At 43.8% G+C, this 19,311-nt stretch carries 16 protein-coding genes; 3 read left to right on the top strand and 13 right to left on the bottom strand.

The annotated features are described in order from the left end of the window. Positions 1-24: 24 nt before the first annotated feature. The 3 genes from ileS to murJ all read right to left on the bottom strand — a co-directional run bounded on the left by ileS (position 25) and on the right by murJ (position 5,530). Entirely contained in the window at positions 25-2,883 is a 2,859-nt protein-coding gene (gene ileS, locus ITG09_03140; protein UPR52661.1) for an isoleucine--tRNA ligase, read from the bottom strand. A 63-nt stretch (positions 2,884-2,946) separates the two neighbouring features. Beyond that, a complete protein-coding gene (ribF, locus tag ITG09_03135; GenBank protein ID UPR52660.1) occupies positions 2,947-3,882 on the bottom strand; it encodes a bifunctional riboflavin kinase/FAD synthetase in 936 nt (311 codons plus the stop codon). Between the two features lie 70 nt (positions 3,883-3,952). Then, positions 3,953-5,530, bottom strand: coding sequence for a murein biosynthesis integral membrane protein MurJ (murJ, locus tag ITG09_03130; GenBank protein UPR52659.1), 1,578 nt, complete (start codon positions 5,528-5,530; stop codon positions 3,953-3,955). Positions 5,531-5,766: 236 nt separating this feature from the next. Here murJ and rpsT point away from each other — a divergent pair, with 236 nt between their 5' ends. Further along, a complete protein-coding gene (gene rpsT, locus ITG09_03125) occupies positions 5,767-6,027 on the top strand; it encodes a 30S ribosomal protein S20 (protein ID UPR52658.1) in 261 nt (86 codons plus the stop codon). 264 nt (positions 6,028-6,291) lie between these two features. On the opposite strand, the gene ITG09_03120 is transcribed toward rpsT, so the two are convergent. Next, on the bottom strand, positions 6,292-6,585 hold the full coding sequence (locus tag ITG09_03120; protein ID UPR52657.1) for a winged helix-turn-helix transcriptional regulator: 294 nt from the start codon (positions 6,583-6,585) through the stop codon (positions 6,292-6,294). A 100-nt stretch (positions 6,586-6,685) separates the two neighbouring features. Next, positions 6,686-7,576: a transcriptional activator NhaR gene (nhaR, locus tag ITG09_03115; GenBank protein UPR52656.1), complete on the bottom strand. Its 891-nt coding sequence runs from the start codon at positions 7,574-7,576 to the stop codon at positions 6,686-6,688. Positions 7,577-7,965: 389 nt separating this feature from the next. Between nhaR and ITG09_03110 the strand changes: the two genes are divergently transcribed. Beyond that, positions 7,966-9,111 carry a Na/Pi cotransporter family protein gene (locus tag ITG09_03110; protein ID UPR52655.1) on the top strand — a complete coding sequence of 382 codons (1,146 nt, stop codon included), beginning with the start codon at positions 7,966-7,968 and terminating at the stop codon, positions 9,109-9,111. Between the two features lie 586 nt (positions 9,112-9,697). Here the strand turns inward: ITG09_03110 and ITG09_03105 are convergent. From ITG09_03105 to rppH, 5 genes are read right to left on the bottom strand one after another with little or no spacing between them, the layout of a single operon-like run. Then, entirely contained in the window at positions 9,698-10,549 is an 852-nt protein-coding gene (locus tag ITG09_03105; protein ID UPR52654.1) for a thymidylate synthase, read from the bottom strand. A 9-nt stretch (positions 10,550-10,558) separates the two neighbouring features. After that, positions 10,559-11,380: a prolipoprotein diacylglyceryl transferase gene (lgt, locus tag ITG09_03100; GenBank protein UPR52653.1), complete on the bottom strand. Its 822-nt coding sequence runs from the start codon at positions 11,378-11,380 to the stop codon at positions 10,559-10,561. A 57-nt stretch (positions 11,381-11,437) separates the two neighbouring features. Then, on the bottom strand, positions 11,438-12,229 hold the full coding sequence (locus tag ITG09_03095) for a sulfite exporter TauE/SafE family protein (protein UPR52652.1): 792 nt from the start codon (positions 12,227-12,229) through the stop codon (positions 11,438-11,440). A gap of 8 nt (positions 12,230-12,237) precedes the next feature. Beyond that, on the bottom strand, positions 12,238-14,487 hold the full coding sequence (gene ptsP / locus ITG09_03090; GenBank protein UPR52651.1) for a phosphoenolpyruvate--protein phosphotransferase: 2,250 nt from the start codon (positions 14,485-14,487) through the stop codon (positions 12,238-12,240). A 2-nt stretch (positions 14,488-14,489) separates the two neighbouring features. Then, entirely contained in the window at positions 14,490-15,008 is a 519-nt protein-coding gene (gene rppH / locus ITG09_03085; GenBank protein UPR52650.1) for an RNA pyrophosphohydrolase, read from the bottom strand. Between the two features lie 567 nt (positions 15,009-15,575). Here rppH and mutH point away from each other — a divergent pair. Beyond that, positions 15,576-16,289: a DNA mismatch repair endonuclease MutH gene (mutH, locus tag ITG09_03080; GenBank protein UPR52649.1), complete on the top strand. Its 714-nt coding sequence runs from the start codon at positions 15,576-15,578 to the stop codon at positions 16,287-16,289. 89 nt (positions 16,290-16,378) lie between these two features. Here mutH and ITG09_03075 read toward each other — a convergent pair whose 3' ends face one another. From ITG09_03075 to ITG09_03065, 3 genes are all read right to left on the bottom strand, one after another. Continuing rightward, on the bottom strand, positions 16,379-16,690 hold the full coding sequence (locus ITG09_03075) for a hypothetical protein (protein ID UPR52648.1): 312 nt from the start codon (positions 16,688-16,690) through the stop codon (positions 16,379-16,381). A 192-nt stretch (positions 16,691-16,882) separates the two neighbouring features. Next, positions 16,883-17,134, bottom strand: coding sequence for a DUF1127 domain-containing protein (locus ITG09_03070; GenBank protein ID UPR52647.1), 252 nt, complete (start codon positions 17,132-17,134; stop codon positions 16,883-16,885). Between the two features lie 568 nt (positions 17,135-17,702). Continuing rightward, entirely contained in the window at positions 17,703-19,043 is a 1,341-nt protein-coding gene (locus ITG09_03065) for a sigma-54-dependent Fis family transcriptional regulator (protein ID UPR52646.1), read from the bottom strand. Between the last annotated feature and the right edge of the window lie 268 nt (positions 19,044-19,311).

Here is a 19,311-nt window from a genome sequence, read left to right as displayed (position 1 = left end):
AAAGTTCAGTCTTTCTCTGAGTCGTTATGCGAACTTACGCACTTCGCCTTCACCGTCGATGTTCGACACACAACGACCACAAATTTTCTCGTGACCTTCAATTGTGCCTACATCTGGAGTGTGGTGCCAGCAACGGTCACACTTCTCAGCTTCAGTTGCTGCAACTTCAACGTATAGACCTTCAACGTCTGTTGCTTGAGCTGTATCAGACTTATCGCTAAGTGGCTTAACAACAGCAGCAGAAGTGATAAGTACGAAACGTAGCTCATCTTCTAGTTTGTTGATTTTAGCCGCTAGTGCGTCGTCAGCGTATAGAGTCACTTCAGCCTGCAGTGCACCACCGATTGTTTTCTCTTTACGAGCATCTTCAAGAAGCTTGTTCACTGCACCACGAACTGACTGGATTTCAGTCCAGAATTCGTTGCTTAGCTCTTCGTCGTCAGCAAGACCAAATAGGCCTTCGAACCACTCGCCAGTGAATACAAACGTGTCGCGCTCGCCAGGCATCTCGTTCCAGATTTCATCTGCAGTGAACGACATGATAGGAGCCATCCAACGAACTAGAGCTTCTACGATGTAGTAAAGCGCCGTTTGACAGCTACGTTGAGCATGGCTGCCCTGTTTCGCTGTGTACTGACGGTCTTTAATTACGTCTAGGTAGAAAGAACCCATTTCGATAGAACAGAACTGCATTAGACGTTGAGTTACACCGTGAGTGTTGTACTCACCGTATGCTTTAACGATCTCTTCTTGTGCAGCTTGAGCACGGCCAACAGCCCAGCGATCAAGTGCTACCATTTCTTCAGCTGGAACTAGATCCGTTTCAGGGTTGAAACCGTTCAAGTTCGCTAGGAAGAAACGAGCCGTGTTACGAATACGACGGTAAGCATCAGCAGAACGCTTAAGGATCTCGTCAGAAACCGCAACTTCGTTAGTGTAATCCGTAGAAGCAACCCATAGACGTAGAATATCTGCACCTAGCTTGTTCGTTACATCTTTAGGAGCAACAACGTTACCGATAGATTTAGACATCTTACGGCCGTTACCATCAACCACGAAACCGTGCGTTAGCACTTGCTTGTATGGTGCTTCGTCTTTCATCGCGATAGATGAAATCAAAGATGACTGGAACCAGCCACGGTGTTGGTCAGAACCTTCAAGGTAAAGATCAGCACTGTGCGTTCTTTCTTCATTCGGGAAGTTGTACTCTTCACGAGAATCCACAACAGAGAAGTGCGTTACACCTGAATCGAACCATACGTCTAGCGTATCAAGTACTTTCTCGTACTTGTCAGCGTCTTCAGCACCCATCAGTTCAGCAGCATCGACATCCCACCAAGCTTGAATGCCTTTTTCTTCCACAAGCTTCGCTACTTTTTCAATAAGCGCTGGGCTATCTGGGTGAAGTTCTGATGTTTCTTTATGAACGAACAGAGCAATTGGCACACCCCAAGTACGTTGACGAGAGATACACCACTCAGGGCGACCTTCGATCATACCTTCGATACGGCTTTGACCCCATTCTGGCATCCACTCAACACTCTTCGTTGACTCTAGTGCTTTTGCACGTAGGCCAGCTTGATCCATAGAGATGAACCATTGTGGTGTTGCACGGAAGATGATTGGAGTTTTGTGTCTCCAACAATGTGGGTAGCTGTGCTCGTAAGCGTGGTGATGCAGTAATGCACCTTTCTCTTTTAGAACTTCTAAAACAGAATCGTTTGCTTTGAATACATGCTGACCAGCAAAAAGCTCAGTGTCTGGCAGGTAAACGCCGTTAGAGCCTACTGGGTTAGCGATTTCTAGGTTGTACTTCTTACCAACCACGAAATCCTCTTGGCCGTGACCAGGAGCGGTATGAACCACACCAGTACCAGAGTCAGTTGTTACGTGATCGCCAAGAACAGCAGGAACCGTAAAGTTGTAGAACGGGTGGTTGAACTGAGAAAGCTCAAGATCAGCACCAGTCGCAAAACCAAGGTTATGGAAACGCTCGATACCCGCACGATCCATTACGTCTTTTGCTAGTTCAGAAGCAACAATAATACGTTGAGCAGGCTGTTCGCCATTCGCTTCAACTTGGATCAATACGTATTCAAGATCATCACGTAGACAAACTGCGCGGTTAGCAGGCAGAGTCCATGGTGTTGTGGTCCAGATAACGATAGAGATTTCGCCTTGACCAGCGTGGCCTTCCGCTAGAGTAAACTTCTCTAGTAGAGCCGCTTCGTCAGCTGCAGAAAATTTCACATCGATAGATGGAGAAACTTTATCTTTGTATTCAACTTCAGCTTCAGCCAGAGCAGAACCACAGTCAGTACACCAGTGAACAGGTTTGAAACCTTTAAGTAGGTGACCTTTGTCTGCGATTTTACCTAGAGAACGAATGATGTTCGCTTCTGTGCCGAAATCCATAGTGCGGTAAGGTTTGTCCCACTCGCCCATGATACCAAGACGTTTGAAGCTCTCTTTCTGACCTTCAACTTGGCCCGCAGCGTACTTACGACACTCTTCGCGGAATTCAGCAGCCGAAATCTTCTGACCAGGCTTACCTTTCTTCTTCTCAACCATCAACTCGATTGGAAGACCGTGACAGTCCCAACCAGGGATGTACGGTGCATCAAAACCAGAAAGGGTCTTAGATTTAATAATAATGTCTTTAAGAATCTTGTTCAGCGCGTGGCCAATGTGAATGTCGCCGTTCGCGTATGGAGGGCCGTCATGCAGCACGAAAGATTTTTTGCCTTTCTTTGCCTTACGGATTTCACCGTAAAGGTCTTCTTTGTACCAACGCTTAAGCATTTCTGGTTCACGATTTGCCAGATTGCCGCGCATTGGGAACCCTGTTTCTGGTAAGTTCAGGGTATCTTTATAATCACTCATCGATTCTTAATTCCGTTATATTGGGCGAAGTTAGACATTATGTTAATCGGTGGAATCATCCGACTAATTCTTTAGCTGAAGCAGCCACACCCTTGCGGCTTCAGCATCCAATTCTATTTGATTTTTTAAAGCGTCGAACGATTCAAATTTTATCTCGTCGCGCAGTTTGTGCAAAAGTCGTACTTCTAACTGTTTACCATATAAATTGGCTTTAAAGTCAAAAAAGTGCACTTCTAATTGCTGCCTTACCCCATTAACTGTTGGTCGTTGTCCAATATTAGCAACGCCACCGACAGGAACACCGTCGATATCCAATGCTTCAACAACATACACTCCCGATACAGGAGAAACACAACGCTTTAATGGAATATTAGCGGTAGGGAAACCGATAGTTCTCCCTAGTTTTCGACCATGGGACACTCGACCACTAATACTGTAATCACGTCCTAACATGGTAGCACTTGCAGCCAGGTCATCGACCGCTAATGCGTTTCTTATTTCAGTACTGCTTACTCGTAATTGGTTTAAGCAATAGCTTTGGGTGCTTACCACCTCAAAACCGTACTTCTCGCCTGCCTCTTTGAGCATAGCGAAATTACCAGTGCGACCTTTACCAAAGCAAAAATCGTCACCAACCACCAAGAACTTCACACCAAGCTTATCAACCAAAAGATCCTTAATGAATGCTTCCGCGGATAAACTAGCAAAGTACTGATTAAAATTAACACACAATAAACGACTGATATCTAGCTTACTCAATTGCACATATTTATCTCGTAAACGAGTTAAACGCGCTGGCGCTCGACCTTTAGCAAACAACTCCATAGGTTGCGGCTCAAACGTCATAACAACAGAAGGGAGCCCTAATGCTGCAGCTTGATTAGAAACCTGACTCAGAACTTCTTGATGCCCTAAATGAACACCATCGAAGTTACCTATGGTTAATACACAGCCATGATGCTGCGCTTTAATATTATGTATACCTCGGATCAGTTCCATTATGATCAGCTAAAACCTGTAATTTGCATCATTTATTGTGTGAAACCGACGGATTATATACTAATCAGCATTAATCTGTCGCTGCTTTTAAATGTTTTACTCGGATACCTAAAATCAGTACCGAAACAATATAAACAAAGCCACCAAGTCCGATCAAGCCTGTTAATGTCAGTGCTCTTTGACTGAAGCCCCACTCCAGCCACTGTTGCATATTATCCAACTGCCATAAAATGGCTGCAACCATCACTACACCAGAGACAAACAACTTGGCACTAAACAACAAGGTTGTCTTAGTTAATTGATAGACACCCGCAAGATGTAAACCTCGATATAGTAAGGCCATATTCACAAAGGCAGACAAGGCCGTCGCAATCGCCAAACCAACATAACCATAGAAGTAAGCAAAGATCGCGTTGAACACCATGTTGGTAACCATAGCGATAATGCCGTACTTAACGGGTGTTTTGGTATCTTGGCGAGAGTAATAACCCGGAGCTAATACTTTAATCAACATGAAGTTAAGCAGACCTGATGCATAAGCCACTAGCGACATCGACGCCTGTTGTACATCGTGGGGAGAAAACTCACCACGCATAAACAGCACCATCAACATTGGTTTAGCTAAAACAATCAGACCCAACATAGCAGGAATACCAAGCAGTAAAACCATGCGTACGCCCCAATCCATGGTATGCGCGAACCCTTCTCCTTGAGCGTCTACGTGTTTACGAGATAAAGCCGGAAGAATAACCGTCGCAATCGCGATACCGAATAACCCTAGTGGAAATTCAAGCAATCGATCTGAGTAGTACAACCAACTGATAGAGCCTGTCGCGAGGAAACTGGCAATGAAGGTATCAAACAGTAAGTTGATTTGGCTGACCGATACACCAAAAAGAGCAGGGATCATTAGTGTGCGGATCTTAACGACACCCGGATCTCTCCAGCCCCACTTAGGTTTAACCAACACACCCGCTTTTATTAAGAACGGCATTTGGAAAAGGAATTGGACTAATCCACCGAGAAACACACCGATAGCTAATCCAATTTCCGGTTGCTCTAAATTAGGAGAGATAAACCATGCTGCGCCAATGATCATCACATTCAAGAACACAGGTGTAAAAGAAGAGACGGCAAACTTACCTAATGTATTGAGAATCGCACCAGATAAAGCAACAAAGGTGATAAACCATAAATAAGGGAAAGTAATCTTGAGCATAAAGCTCGCAAGTTCAAATTTTGGAGCTGCTGGTCCGTCATTCAGCCAGTCGATAAACCAACCGGCACCAAACATCGCAGTGATCACACCGGAGCCCAATACCCCAATAACGGTCACTATAGACACTAAAACCCCGAGCGTACCCGACACCTTAGCAATTAAATCTCGTGTCTTATCTTTGTCACCTGCAGCGTGATATTCCGTTAGTACCGGTACAAACGCTTGAGAAAAAGCACCTTCTGCAAAAAGTCGACGTAAAAAATTAGGAATTTTATTAGCGAAGAAAAATACGTCGGCACTCGCTCCTGCTCCCATTAAATTTGCTACTACTACATCACGTACTAGCCCCAATACACGGGAAACAAAAGTCATTGCACTGACAATCAGGCCTGACTTTAATAGTCTTTTACTCACACAAACCTCTGACACTGGTTGATTACTTTCAAGCGAGGATAAATACTATCCTGTCCTAAGAAGCATATTTATTAGCATTGGTCTAAAAATGCTGTTAGAATCCCCGCCATCTTAACCGCGATGACCTTTCCATACCAAAGTTTGTTTGGCTACGATTGGTTTTTGCACAAATCATTTGACAATTAAGCGCTAATGAGGGATAGTCCTCGCCCTTAAATTGTCACCGAACTAAGTTTTTGGGAGTTAGACCCTTGGCAAACAGTAAATCTGCTAAGAAGCGCGCTATCCAAGCTGAGAAACGTCGCCAGCACAATGCTAGCCGTCGTTCTATGATGCGCACTTACATGAAAAAGACTATCGCAGCTATCGCAGCTGGTGATAAAGAAGCTGCAACTGCTGCTCTTGTAGAAGTTACACCACTTCTAGACCGTATGGCGACTAAAGGCCTTATTCATAAGAATAAAGCTGCACGTCATAAGTCTCGTTTCGCTGCTGCAATCAAAGCTCTTTAATAGAAATTTGATTACAACGCAAAACGAAAAAAACCGGCCTTGGCCGGTTTTTTTATATCTAAATTTTGAGTAACGCTTTATTTTACGTGCTAACCGCCTATTTTTCTTACCGATAAACAGCTAAGCAGATAAATAAATCAGGGAAACAAATAGAGAAGAAAATTGGTGCGTAGGTAGATAAACATTAACGTTCAACGTGAAATACTAACACTTCCTTGTGTCATTCTATCGCTGATAAGAAATTCCCCTCCCACCAGCAATAAGCTACTTGCAGTAAATACCATGTAGTAGGTTAATCATCGCTTTTACTTCTTCACTACTCAATGTGTAATACACAGTTTGAGCTTCTTTGCGAGTTTCGACCAAACCATCTCTTCTCAACCAAGCAAGATGTTGAGATAAAGCAGACTGACTCAGTTCCAACTTGCCACACAACTCCCCAACCGACAGTTCAGTACCATGTAATAGGCACAAAATCTGTAAGCGACGCTCGTTAGCCATAGCTTTGAGTAGAATCACAGCTTGTGCTGAGTTCTTCTCCATCTCTTTTAAGTTCATAGTTTGGCTCCCTACAACCTTCACGCCAACTACGGGCTATCAATATTTTCGGCATACGGTGGAGCTATGATAATCGATATCAATTCATTAACAAACTAACTCATTCGAACAATTTGCTAAAATCTGCGTCACATACATTTTTTACTGCTGGATGTTGGATCATCCTCTCAGCAAATATGACGTAGTACTCCTCTTTTAACTCCTCAATACCGCCTAATAGTTGCAGTGATGTATCTTCTTCAACTTCAGACATATAAAGCGTAGGAGCTAAGAATATTGCGTCATGATGATAACGAGCAAAAGCCTTCATCAATGCGGCATCATCAAACTCACCTAAAATATCTGTCTTAAGTCCTTGTCTATCAAACCACTGCAGTACTTTACGCCCCATTGAGGTTCGGCTACCAGGGATCAAAAGCTTCCTTTGCTCTAATACTGCAGGAAAGTTAACGCCCTCAACCTTGCCTGAACTGAAAAAGCTCATGCCACTCTCACCCAGCTTCTTACTAAACAAGCCAGGGCTTTGACTAGAGTCCACCGGACAGTCAGACAAGATCATATCGAGCTTATGTTGAGATAGTTGCTCAAGTAACATTTCATGGGTCGATTCAAAACAGCGAAGGTGGATACTGTTATCTTCAGGGATCGTCGACATCAGTATCTTACTGACAAGCCTTTTAGACAACGCATCCGCGACACCAACATCAAACAGAATATTGGAGTGCTGGCTGTAATTCACGATATCCAACATCTCGTAACTCAGGCCAAACATACGATCGGCATATTTAAATACCAGCTGCCCAAGCTCTGTAGGCTCAACACTGCGGCCATTACGCTTGGTCAACTTGCCATCCATACGCTCTTCTAAAGCTTTTATCTGACCCGTTACCGTTTGTGGTGTTAGAAATAGGGCTTCTGCAGCTTTAGTAACAGAGCCTTGCTTGCAAACCATCCAGAAGTAATACAGATGGTTGTAGTTGAGGTGCGACATAGATGTGCCGTAATAAAAGAGTAGATACCCTTTTATATCAAATATGACACCTCCACTCAATAAACTCGGAAAAACCTAACAAAGATCATCCTTACAACTTGTTTTTTCGAAGTGTCTGATTTCATAATGTAATATTTCAGCGATTATTTTCAATTTTTTTCTAACTTTTAAGATCTATATCACCGTTCCTAAATCAAGTTTAAAATCAATAAAAACAGGCACTTAATAACACTTTATTTCAAGGGTTAATATTTAAAGAGCAAATCATCACAAAAAAGTCTTACCTCAACCAAAATGTAATATTACTGAAATATTTGTTCTCTAACATCACGCTCAGATTAAACAAACAGACCAAACACAGACTTAAACGGTCCAATGGAGAAAACATTATGAACCAAGCTACTACTGCAGCAGCGCCTATCTCGAGCACAACTCGTTGGCTACGCTGGGCTAACTTGGCATTCATGCTTTACCTACTATTACTTTCAGTTTCAATGGTTGGTACAGGCTTCAAATGGGCAACAGGCGAGCAAGCAAAGGTTCTTTTCGAATTTGCTTCACACCCAGTTGCAGGCTTAATGATTGGTTTAGTGGCTACAGCACTTATTCAATCATCAAGTACAGTTACTTCAATTATCGTTGGCCTTGTGGCAGGTGGTTTACCTGTTGAGCTAGCAATTCCTATGATCATGGGTGCTAACATTGGTACTACGGTAACTAATACGCTAGTTAGCCTTGGTCACGTTCGTTGTAAAGAAGAATTCAAACGTGCATTCGCAAGTGCGACAATCCACGACTTCTTCAACCTATTAGCCGTTGCTATCTTCCTACCATTAGAGATGGCGTTTGGTATTCTAGAGAAGATTTCTCACTGGTTGGTATCTCCGATGCTAGCAACAGGTGATATGAGCATGGGTGGTCTTAACTTCATCAAGCCAATCACTAAACCAGTAGTAAGTGCGATTAAAGAACCTCTATCAACATTTGGCGACACTGTAGGCGGCATCATGCTTATCGCTCTAGGTATCGCAACTATCTTCGTAGCTATCACCGTAATGGGTAAGCTGATGAAGAGCCTAATGGTTGGTCGTGCTCGTGAGATTCTAAAGAACGCAATTGGTCGTGGCCCTATCCACGGTATCGCTTCTGGCTCTATCGTGACTATCCTTGTTCAGTCTTCTTCTACGACAACAAGCTTGATGGTTCCGCTAGTAGGTTCAGGTGTTCTTAAAGTACGTGACGTTTACCCATTCACTTTGGGTGCAAACATCGGTACATGTATTACCGCTCTACTTGCAGCTACAGCAGTATCTGGTGAGTTTGCAGTATTCGCACTACAGATTGCTCTAGTACACTTGGTGTTCAACATCATGGCAACGGTATTCATCTTTGGTATTCCGTTCCTACGTGAACTACCAGTTAAAGCTTCTGACATCATTTCTGACATGGCTGTGAAGAACAAAGCTGTAGTAGCTGGTTACCTTGTTGCGGTATTCCTTGTACTGCCGGGTAGCGTGTTAGCACTGACTGCTTAATAGCAAAACAAACATCGCTTATAGCAAAGCCCGCAACCTAGGTTGCGGGCTTTTTCTTTTCTGTACAGCAGATACGGGATGCGAGTGAACGAGTAGCGAAGAGCCAGAAGCAGATTAGAGATATGGTAAGCGAATAACGAAAAACACAAACTGTGATAGTCGTATTTGGTATATCGCCGACTCAAATCTAGATATGTTTTTCGTATTCCTAATTTCATTTACTCGCTTCTACTCTTAGCTCTTCGCATCTCGAATCCCGTTTACTCGCATCTAAAAATCCGTCATTCCTTTCAGTGAGGAACAAGCACGATAGGGAATCTACCTAACACACAACACCCAGAGATTCCCTACTCCTACCTTCGTCAGTCTAGGGAATGACGAATTGAAAGAAGATCCGAGATGAGAGTAAGCGAGTATCGAAGAGAAAGAGCCAATATGGGTTGAGAGTATACGAGTAACATAAAGCATCACACAGCATATGATTTCTCTGCTCTTCGTATCTCGAATCTCAATTACTCGTTACTGTAACTTAGATACAAAAAAGGCTGCACAGAGGCAGCCTTTCAATCAAACAAAGCGAATTAGATTAAACCGAGAATGGGTACTTAATCGCTTCGTGGCATTCGTAACCTTCAACCCAGAAGTCATCCATCGTTACCCACGTTTCTAAATCTTCTAGAGACTTAATTTCAGGGTTGATATGAAATGTAGGGCCAGCTAGAGGCTCACGCTTCAACTGAACATCGCGCATTGGTGCAAGCTGATCTTCATAGATATGAGCGTTAACAAGCTTGTGGTAAGCCACACCTGCTTTCTTGCCGGTGATCTGCGCCATGATAGCGAGGAACACATACACTTGAACCATGTTGAAGTTCAAACCTAAAGGTACATCACAAGAGCGCTGAGTACTGTTTAGGTACAAAGTGTCACCAAGCAGAGAGAAGTGGTGGCTGTACATACACGGACGCAAACAACCCATGTGGAACTCGCCTGGGTTGTAGAAGTTTAAGATCTCGCCACGGTCATCAATACCGTTCGTTAGATCATCAACAATCTTCTTCAGTTGGTCGATATGACCGCCATCAGGTTTCATCCATGCACGTCCTTGAACGCCGTAAACACGGCCCATGTCGTCTTCACCCTTGCGGTGAGGGTTATTCAGCCATGCTTCGTTCAGGTTAGAGTTTGCATCCCAAGTTTTAGTGCCTAGTTTGCGGAAGTCTTCAGCATTATCGTAACCACGGATGTAGCCAAGCAGTTCAGCAACCGCCGCTTTCCAGAAGCTCTTGCGTGTTGTTACTAGAGGGAACTGGTTATTACCAACATCATATTTCAGGTCAGCATTGATAACAGTTAGGCAGCGCTTGCCCGTGCGTTCATTTTCAATCCAAATACCGTCATCAACGATACGCTGACAGAGGTCTAAATACTGTTTCACACCAATTCCTTACTTCGTTTGTTGTGGTAATTCGTCTTTGTAGTGACCACGCTTGTATGCCCAAACCATCATCAGCACACCGATGATAACCATTGGCAGTGACAGGATTTGTCCCATCGAGATAAATCCACCGAACAAACCTAGGTGAGCATCAGGTTCACGTACGTATTCTACTAAGAAGCGGAATGTACCATATCCAGCTAGGAATAACCCTGATACAGAACCAAGAGGACGCGGCTTTTTGATAAACCAGTTCAAGATGAAGAACAGCACGATACCTTCAAGCGCCATCTCGTAAAGCTGAGATGGGTGACGAGGAAGTGGACCACCGTTAGGGAACACAATCGCCCATGGCACATCAGTCACACGGCCCCAAAGCTCGCTGTTCATGAAGTTACCTAAGCGTCCCATACCTAAACCAAATGGCACCAATGGTGCAATCATGTCTGCCACACCAAAGAAGGTTCGACCGTTCTTTTTGGCATACCAAAACATGGCAGTAATAACACCAAGCAAGCCACCGTGGAAAGACATACCGCCAGTCCATACCTTAAATAGGTACAGTGGGTCTGCTAGGAAAAGGTCAAAGTTATAGAACAGTACGTAGCCAATACGACCACCAAGAACCACACCTAGAAAGCCAGCGAACAGTAAGTCTGATACTTGCTCACGAGTCCAACCACTACCTGGCTGATCAGCTCGGCGATTTGCCAACCAAAGAGCAAACATAAAACCGACGAGGTACATTAGACCGTACCAACGAACTGAGATTGGTCCTAGTTCAATAAGAACAGGATCGATATTTGGGAATTCGATAAAACCCTGAGACATACTTGGCTCTCTATCTAAATTGAATAACGGTCAGCTCAGCAGCTGACAGACAAGACACTACAGCAGCATTGTCGCTGCTATAAACATTAAAAATACCGCAAAAAATTTCTTCAGCACAGGGGTAGGCAGTTGAGTGGCCAGTTTCGCCCCCACTCGAGTAGTTAGGACTGAAGTACAAGATATTGCGATCAAAGCCGGCAGATAAACATAACCTAAGCTATACACAGGGAGATCATCGACAGACGATCCATGCCAAATGAAACCTAGCATTCCCGAAATCGCGATAACACAACCGCATACCGAAGATGAGCCGACGGCTTTACGCATTTCCACACCGTGATGGTTAAGGAAAGGTACCGATAAAGACCCACCGCCAATGCCCGCTAAGCTTGATACCAAACCAATCCCACCGCCACACAATACGGTTTTAGCTGAACCCGGCATCGATTTTTGGCTCTTGGAGCGAATCGACAACAGCATTTGCAACGCCAACACCAAAACAATCACACCAAAGACTTTTGGTAAGTATTGAGCTGGAATTACATCGGCCACGAAAGAACCGAGGAAGCCACCGATCACTACACCTGGCATCAACCATTTAACGACAAATATCTCTACGTTACCCAATTTTAAGTGGTTAATCGCAGACGATCCTGACGTAACTATAATGGTTGATAACGAAGTCGCCAATGCCATCTGCATCGCAAATTCTTGAGGAATACCCGCTTTAGGAAGCAAAAAAAGTAAGGCTGGAACCACCAGCAAACCACCACCAATGCCCAGCAAACCCGCTAAAACACCAACAACAGCACCAAGGCCTGCCAACAAGCCAATGAGTTCGTATGACACGTTAAATCCTATTTTTTACCTGCTCGAATGAAGCCTGTAAATTCACGCTCTTCGAAATAGTTGAGCATCATACTATAGATGTCACGACCATACGGTTTTGAAAGTGCCTTATTTGCTAAATCCTGTAATTCGCTCAGGTTAGATTGGCGAATCAAATATTTGGTTCTAGCGACATTTGAGGTATTCATACTTAACGTTTCGTACCCTAGCCCAATCAACAGTAATGCGCCCATAGGATCACCGGCTAGCTCTCCACATATACACACAGGCAATTGATATTGCTTACAAGTATCATGGATGTGTTTCAATGCCATGATCACCGCAGGGTGCATGGATTCATAGACATCAGAGACGCGGGAATTGTTCCGGTCAACCGCCAATAAATATTGAGTTAAGTCATTGGTGCCCACCGAAACGAAATCAACTTTATCCGCAATCAGCGGAAGAAGGTAAAGCATTGATGGCACTTCAATCATGATACCGATACGCGGCATACGAACTCGACTGTCGAGTTGATGCACTTCATCGTAGGCTTGCTCGATGAGTTGAACAGTATCATCCAGTTCTTGAGTGCTAGAGATCATCGGCAACAAGATACTCAAGTTCTGGCTATCACAACTCGCACGTAACATCGCACGCAATTGGATAATAAAGATGTCGGGATGATCGAGCGTAAAACGAATACCACGCCAGCCAAGGAATGGATTGTCTTCTTCTATTGGGAAGTAAGGTAACGCCTTATCGCCACCAATATCCAGCGTACGCATCACCACTTGTTTCTCAGGGTAACTTGCCAACACAGAACGATACTGCTTGAACTGTTCGTCTTCTGACGGGAACCTTTGTTGTAACAAGAAAGAGATTTCTGTTCGATACAGGCCTACGCCATCCACCCCTTGGTTGATCGCAATATTGGTGTCGGCACTTAAGCCCGCATTAAGCAAGATCTCGACTTGTCGGTCATCTTGGGTTTTTGCAGGTAAGTATAATTCTCGGTTAACCATAGAGGAGAGTTCACTCTCTTCTAGAATTAGCCCTTGGTATTCGCTCAGTAGGCTCTGAGTCGGCTCAATAAAGATTTCACCACTATACCCATCGACAATCGCTTGCTTACCATTAGCTTGGGCAAGGTTGAGATTGACCCCCATCACCGAGGGAATGCCTAACGCACGAGATAAAATAGCCGCGTGCGAGTTCGCCGCCCCTTCCAAAGAAATAACCGCCAAGAGCTTTTCTTTCGGAATCGACGCTAATACCGAAGCGGTTAACTCACGAACTACTAGAATAATCGGCTTATCTAATGTTCGGAGTTCATGCTCGGAGTTATGAAGGAAATACAGCAGCCTTTGTCCGAGCTCTCGAATGTCTTGTGCTCTCTCGCGAAGATAGACATCAGACATACGAGCAAAGCGATTCGAGTAACTTTCAACAACTTGTCTTAGTGCCCAATCAGCTTTATCGCCTTTCTGGATTTGACTTTTCAGATCCTTACGCAACATAGGATCGTTGAGTAAGTGAGTAAACAGATCAAAGATCGCCAACGCATCTTTGTTTATTTCGCTATCTAAGCGCTTGCGCATGCGCTTAAAGTCATTGAGAGCCTTTTCAACAGCAACCGCCAACAACTCATGCTCTCTCTCTACATTGAGCGTCGAAGCCGGATAAACATCGGTGAGTTCAGGCTGAGTGTTATCCCACCATAAATCACCAATCGCCACACCCGATGAAGCTGCAATACCTTTAGTCGCAGGCAGCTTCTGTTGTTCTAACAGCCAATGGCCTTGAGTTTGGGCGTGCGCCACAATAACTGCAAGCTGTGCTGAGAGCGTGACAAGGAAGGATTCTTCCATCTCACTGAATAAACGCGGGGACTTCTGTTGAATAACCAAAACGCCAAGCACTTGCTTGCGATGGATAATCGGAGTACCGAGAAAAGAGTGATAAACCTTTTCTCCTAACTCCGGAAAAAACTTATAAGCAGGGTGAGCAGACGCTTGTGCAAGGTTGATAGGTTCAGCACTTCTTTTAACAAGGCCAACCAAACCTTCGTCAAAACCAATGTGAATGCTGTTGCCTTTGAAGATCAGGCCTTGAGTTGCCATCAACTCAAGGCGCTGCATATCATTATTTGCCAAATACACGGTGCAACATTCCGTCTGCATCGCACTGCATGTCTCTTTAACCAAAATATCAAGAGCCGTCGACACATCTTCAACTCTTGATACGTGTTCAACTATTTCCCTTAGTTGACTGAGCATGCTTAACCTCTACGCAATTTGCGCTTTCCTTTTATTTTTCGCTCTTTAAACGGCATTGCTAAAGATGCGAACTCTTTCATCGCTCGACGGTAAACATCTCGCTTGAAAGAAACAACTTGTCGAACTGGGTACCAGTAACTCACCCAACGCCAACCATCAAACTCAGGTGTACTTCCACGCTGCATGTTGATATGCGATTCATCGCAATCTAAGCGTAAAAGGAACCACTTCTGTTTTTGTCCAATACAGACAGGTTTAGAATCCCACCGAACCAGTCGTTTGGGTAGCTTGTAGCGTAACCAATGACGACTTGTCGCGACGATCTTTACATCCTTTTTAGTAAGGCCAACCTCTTCATACAACTCGCGGTACATTGCCTGTTCCGGAGTCTCACCTTCATCTATTCCCCCTTGAGGGAATTGCCATGAATGTTGCCCGTATCGTTTAGCCCAGAAGACCTGACCATGGTTGTTACAGATTACAATACCAACATTTAATCGGTAACCATCGCCATCTATCACTGGCCAACCTCTATCTAAATTTTTAATTACTCTGATTTTTCCACATATCCCCAATCGGAGCAAACTTAGTGACGTGATAAGCGCTATATTTATGAATAATAACTAGGAATATGGATAAGTTTTGCTCAAATTCTAGTTACCCACACAATAGTGAGACATAGACCACATTTATTCACCTTTTCTGTGAATAACTATGTGAAGAATTACCCGCAATCGTTTTTTTAATCCATAGATTCATCAACACCAAAAACGACAAATTAATCAGATTAATTTTATATCCATATAAATCAATTAATTAAAATAACATTTTGGTTTTAAATAACATTGGAAATGTAAAAGATCTTTCAGAAACCTGACGTGGTCAAAGATCAACCACTCCGATGTTTATCCACACTACTAAGTGAAAGATTCATTTTGAACCCCATTTGGCAAGCATTTTATCCACCATAAACCCCTGTTTATTTATCCACTAAATTAATATTTCAATTAATTACCTTTATGTCCTGTGGATAACCCTGAGTTTGATCCCTTCTCTCGCAAGGAGATCATTTCTTAACCAGTCGTCATTTGGTGATAACTTCTGATAAAATCATTTTTTTGATCATGCCTTTTATTATGAAACCAGAACCACAAACACAACAAGAGCTGTTAGAGCGTGCATATGCTATCGCCGGAATGACCTTTAAAGAGCTCGCCGACGAAGCCGAGATGGTAATGCCAAACGACCTTAAGCGTGATAAAGGCTGGGTTGGGCAGCTATTGGAATGGCACTTGGGTGCACCTGCAGGTAGTAAGCCAGAACAAGATTTTGCCAAGCTCGGGATCGAGCTAAAAAGCATTCCGATTGGCTATTCTGGCAAGCCACTTGAGACCACCTTTGTGTGTGTTGCGCCGTTGATGGGCGTGCAAGGCATAACTTGGGAAACTAGCCACGTTCGAAACAAGCTGTCTAAGGTATTGTGGATCCCTGTCGAGGGAGAAAGAGAGATCCCGCTAGCTGAGAGGCATGTAGGATCCCCATTATTATGGACACCTAGCCAAGCTGAAGACGAACTCTTGAAAAGAGATTGGGAAGAGCTCATGGAGTTGATCGTGTTAGGCAATGTTGAACAGATAACAGCAAGACACGGTGAAGCACTGCATTTACGTCCAAAAGCTGCCAACAGTCGCGTGTTAACTGAAGCTTACGGTGCAAGTGGAAAACCTATCAAGACCAAACCACGTGGTTTCTATCTACGAACTCAATTCACCCACAAATTGCTGACAACACATTACGCATAGATCGCTTAATCGAGCCTCGATAGCCAAAACTATCAGTGTGTTACAGAGCAGTCTGTAGTTAGAAGCAATCTCTAACGATAAACGCTCTTTTAATGAGGTTTGAGCGCCAGTTCAATATCACAGTAGCTTTGGCTTGGCTCATTACCAAACTCATCATAGGCGTTGTGTAAGCGAAGATACGCCTTTTCAAAGCCGAGCCGGAGTAACTCCTCTTTCACTTGATCCAAGGATCCAAAGTGAAGTGGCTCTCCGTCTTGCTTTACCGGTTCTAGCTTGTGTTTGTACTCCACCGCCAGTAGATATTCTGAGATGTCAGAACAACCAATAACGTACACTTTAGGGGTTTGATAAGAGTCTTTGTGCTCTCCATGTAACCACATGTCTAATTGATGCTTTTGCATAGCCGGCCTCCCTTGCTCTATAAAGCTTAGTAGAACTCTTTTCCTTTACTAGATAACGGCTTAAAAAAGCAAAAAAGAGAAGCAAAAGCTTCTCTTTTTTGGCCAGTTCTAGTTCAAAAGTTTGCACTTTCGACGCCATAACTATCACTGTGACTTATCTTAGGGGTTGAAAGGTGCTATCAACCCCGCAGATTACGTCGGTATTCGCGCACTTAAGACACGACGAAGGTGACGCACTCGACGCTCAATCGTGACGACTTCAGGTTCAGAAAAACCAATTGGTCGACCATCGGCTTCAAGGCCAATATCTCTCAATAAGTGGGGATTGTTCCATGGTAGATCATATGAACTACGACGAACTTTTCTTTGCCATTCTCGCTCTTCACGACGAAGATCGGCACGGATAAGGACTGTTGCTAATTTTAAATATACTGAGTGACGCATAATAACTCTCCAGTTGTTGAATCAACTGAGGAAAAATAGCGTGTTAGATAGTATGAGGGCTTCTCACTTAGCTGCTATTTTTCCGCAGCCAAATAAGGGTACGGATCTATTAGTTAGGTTTATCTTGGGTGTTTCGATCGGCCATGGCTGATGCTTGTGACATAACAGTCGCAATGTCAGTACACGGATCAAACGACGCGCAAATATGCTGTATAAAATCGAAATCTTTCATTTGCGCCTCCAAACTAACTAAAAAATCCAAAAAGAAATGAGATAATAAAAGCAAATAAGTCTTTGTTAAACCATTGCTTTCACGGTTAAAGTCTAACCAAGTGAGTATATTATTCAACCGCTAATTGGTTAACATTTTTAAAACAATGCATTCGCCTAAAATGTCAGTTGCATATTCATTTACATATAACATATTCACTATGATTATATAAAATCACAGCATATCTCTCTTAGGGCTGAGCTAGAAAACAACGGACACCCCTTCAGAAACAAAAAAGCCACGTAGATACGTGGCATTTAATTTACGGTGACTGAATAAAGTCATGTCGAAAAGAATCTAAACCACGCCCTCAGAGATTAGGCTGTGTTTATTAAGCAAGCGGTACATCGTCGCTCGTGATACGCCGAGCTCTTTAGCTGCCAGCGAAACCTGTCCACCATAAGATTCCAAAACAATCAGCAACGCATCGCGCTCTGAACGCTCTCTAATACTCTTCAAGCTTCGGCGTTCATCATTCTGTTTTGGTAAATCCAATTGGTGATCCTCAATGATCACCGAATCCGACATCAACACAACGCGTTTGATTTGGTTCATCAGTTCACGGACATTGCCCGGCCAGTGATAACGATTCATCGATCGAAGCGCTTCGTCAGAGAAGCTCTTAGCTTGAGCATTAAACTCTTTCGAGTACTCACGCAGAAAATGATTCGCCAGTACCGAAATATCACTCACACGCTCTTTCAGGCTCGGAACATGAATACGTAGAACATTAATGTAATGATAAAGCTCTTCATTAAAGTCACCTTCAATCAGTGCTTTTTCGATATCAGAAGAGTTCGCAGCAAGAATACGTACATCGACAGATTTTGGTCCGTTCGCAGTTTCAATTTTTCCTTCCTGCAAAAAGCGCAGCAGGTTCAATTGTTGATTGCGTGGCATCGCCAGCACATCATTGAGTAGGATGGTTCCGCCATCGGCTTCTTCCAACATACATGGTGCTGTCGCTTGTTGTGCTGATGCTGAGATACCAAACACTTCGGCTTCAATTCTCATTTCTGACAAGGCGCGGCAATTCACCGTGAGAAATGGTTTCTGTGCTCGCGAAGAGTTTTGATGAATTGAACGTGCAATCGTCTCTTTGCCTGCCCCACTCTCGCCGTAAATTAAGATACTGACGTCAGTCGGACCAATACGCTTCACTTGGTCTCTCAAGCGCTTTACAGCCACAGAGTCGCCCAGCAGGCCCATATTGTTGTTAATACCGTAGTTTGGCCATACCTTCTGCTCAAGCTTAAGCATACCCAACTGGTGACCAATGGTACTCAATAGCTGAGCGTCAGGGATTGGCGCCGTGAAAAAGTCGATACAGAAGTTAACGATAAACTGGCAGATCGTATCAGAGCTTAATTGCGATTCACGGATAAAGGCGAGCCATCTAACCTGCTTATTGTTGCTCACCAAGTTTGCAATGCCATTTAGACTGAACTCATCATGGCTAAGGTCCACAATACCAATGCATGGGCCTATGTCGGCAATCAATGCATCGGCTTTTCGTAAATCTGCACACTGGGTACACTGCCAACCCACTTGTTCTAATACAGATAACCAGGGTTCGTACGCACCACCAACGACGATAAGAGAACCTGGTAAGGAATCCATCTTAAATTGAGTTCCCATCCTTCTTCCTTATTCTATTTTTATTTAAATCAGGCTAATACGAGTCACTGCTTCATCGTTCGACAAAAATGCCGCGAGATCGTATTCAGCGCAGAGACGTATAGTAGTGAGACTATCTTAGATTTTTTGTCTCAATAGTAAGACTATGCCAGAAATAATGATTTTTCGAATCAAGAGTGCGGTACAGGCAAGGTTTTGGACACTTAGAAACAGAAAAAGCCACCCTAAGGTGGCTTTTAAATTGAATCGACTGTTACAACCTGTCAGC

This window comes from Vibrio cyclitrophicus, assembly GCA_023206055.1.
In the GTDB taxonomy this organism is placed as follows: Bacteria; Pseudomonadota; Gammaproteobacteria; order Enterobacterales; family Vibrionaceae; genus Vibrio; species Vibrio cyclitrophicus_A.
The sequence above is the reverse complement of the archived record's forward strand: the minus strand, read 5'-3'. Positions and strand labels throughout refer to the sequence as shown.

Bases quoted from the DNA above. Each gene is read 5' to 3' on its own strand.
- ileS (UPR52661.1), bottom strand. From the start codon at position 2,883: ATGAGTGATTATAAAGATACCCTGAACTTACCAGAAACAGGGTTCCCA.
- ribF (UPR52660.1), bottom strand. From the start codon at position 3,882: ATGGAACTGATCCGAGGTATACATAATATTAAAGCGCAGCATCATGGC.
- ITG09_03120 (UPR52657.1), bottom strand. From the start codon at position 6,585: ATGAACTTAAAAGAGATGGAGAAGAACTCAGCACAAGCTGTGATTCTA.
- nhaR (UPR52656.1), bottom strand. From the start codon at position 7,576: ATGTCGCACCTCAACTACAACCATCTGTATTACTTCTGGATGGTTTGC.
- ITG09_03110 (UPR52655.1), top strand. From the start codon at position 7,966: ATGAACCAAGCTACTACTGCAGCAGCGCCTATCTCGAGCACAACTCGT.
- lgt (UPR52653.1), bottom strand. From the start codon at position 11,380: ATGTCTCAGGGTTTTATCGAATTCCCAAATATCGATCCTGTTCTTATT.
- ptsP (UPR52651.1), bottom strand. From the start codon at position 14,487: ATGCTCAGTCAACTAAGGGAAATAGTTGAACACGTATCAAGAGTTGAA.
- ITG09_03075 (UPR52648.1), bottom strand. From the start codon at position 16,690: ATGCAAAAGCATCAATTAGACATGTGGTTACATGGAGAGCACAAAGAC.
- ITG09_03070 (UPR52647.1), bottom strand. From the start codon at position 17,134: ATGCGTCACTCAGTATATTTAAAATTAGCAACAGTCCTTATCCGTGCC.
- ITG09_03065 (UPR52646.1), bottom strand. From the start codon at position 19,043: ATGGGAACTCAATTTAAGATGGATTCCTTACCAGGTTCTCTTATCGTC.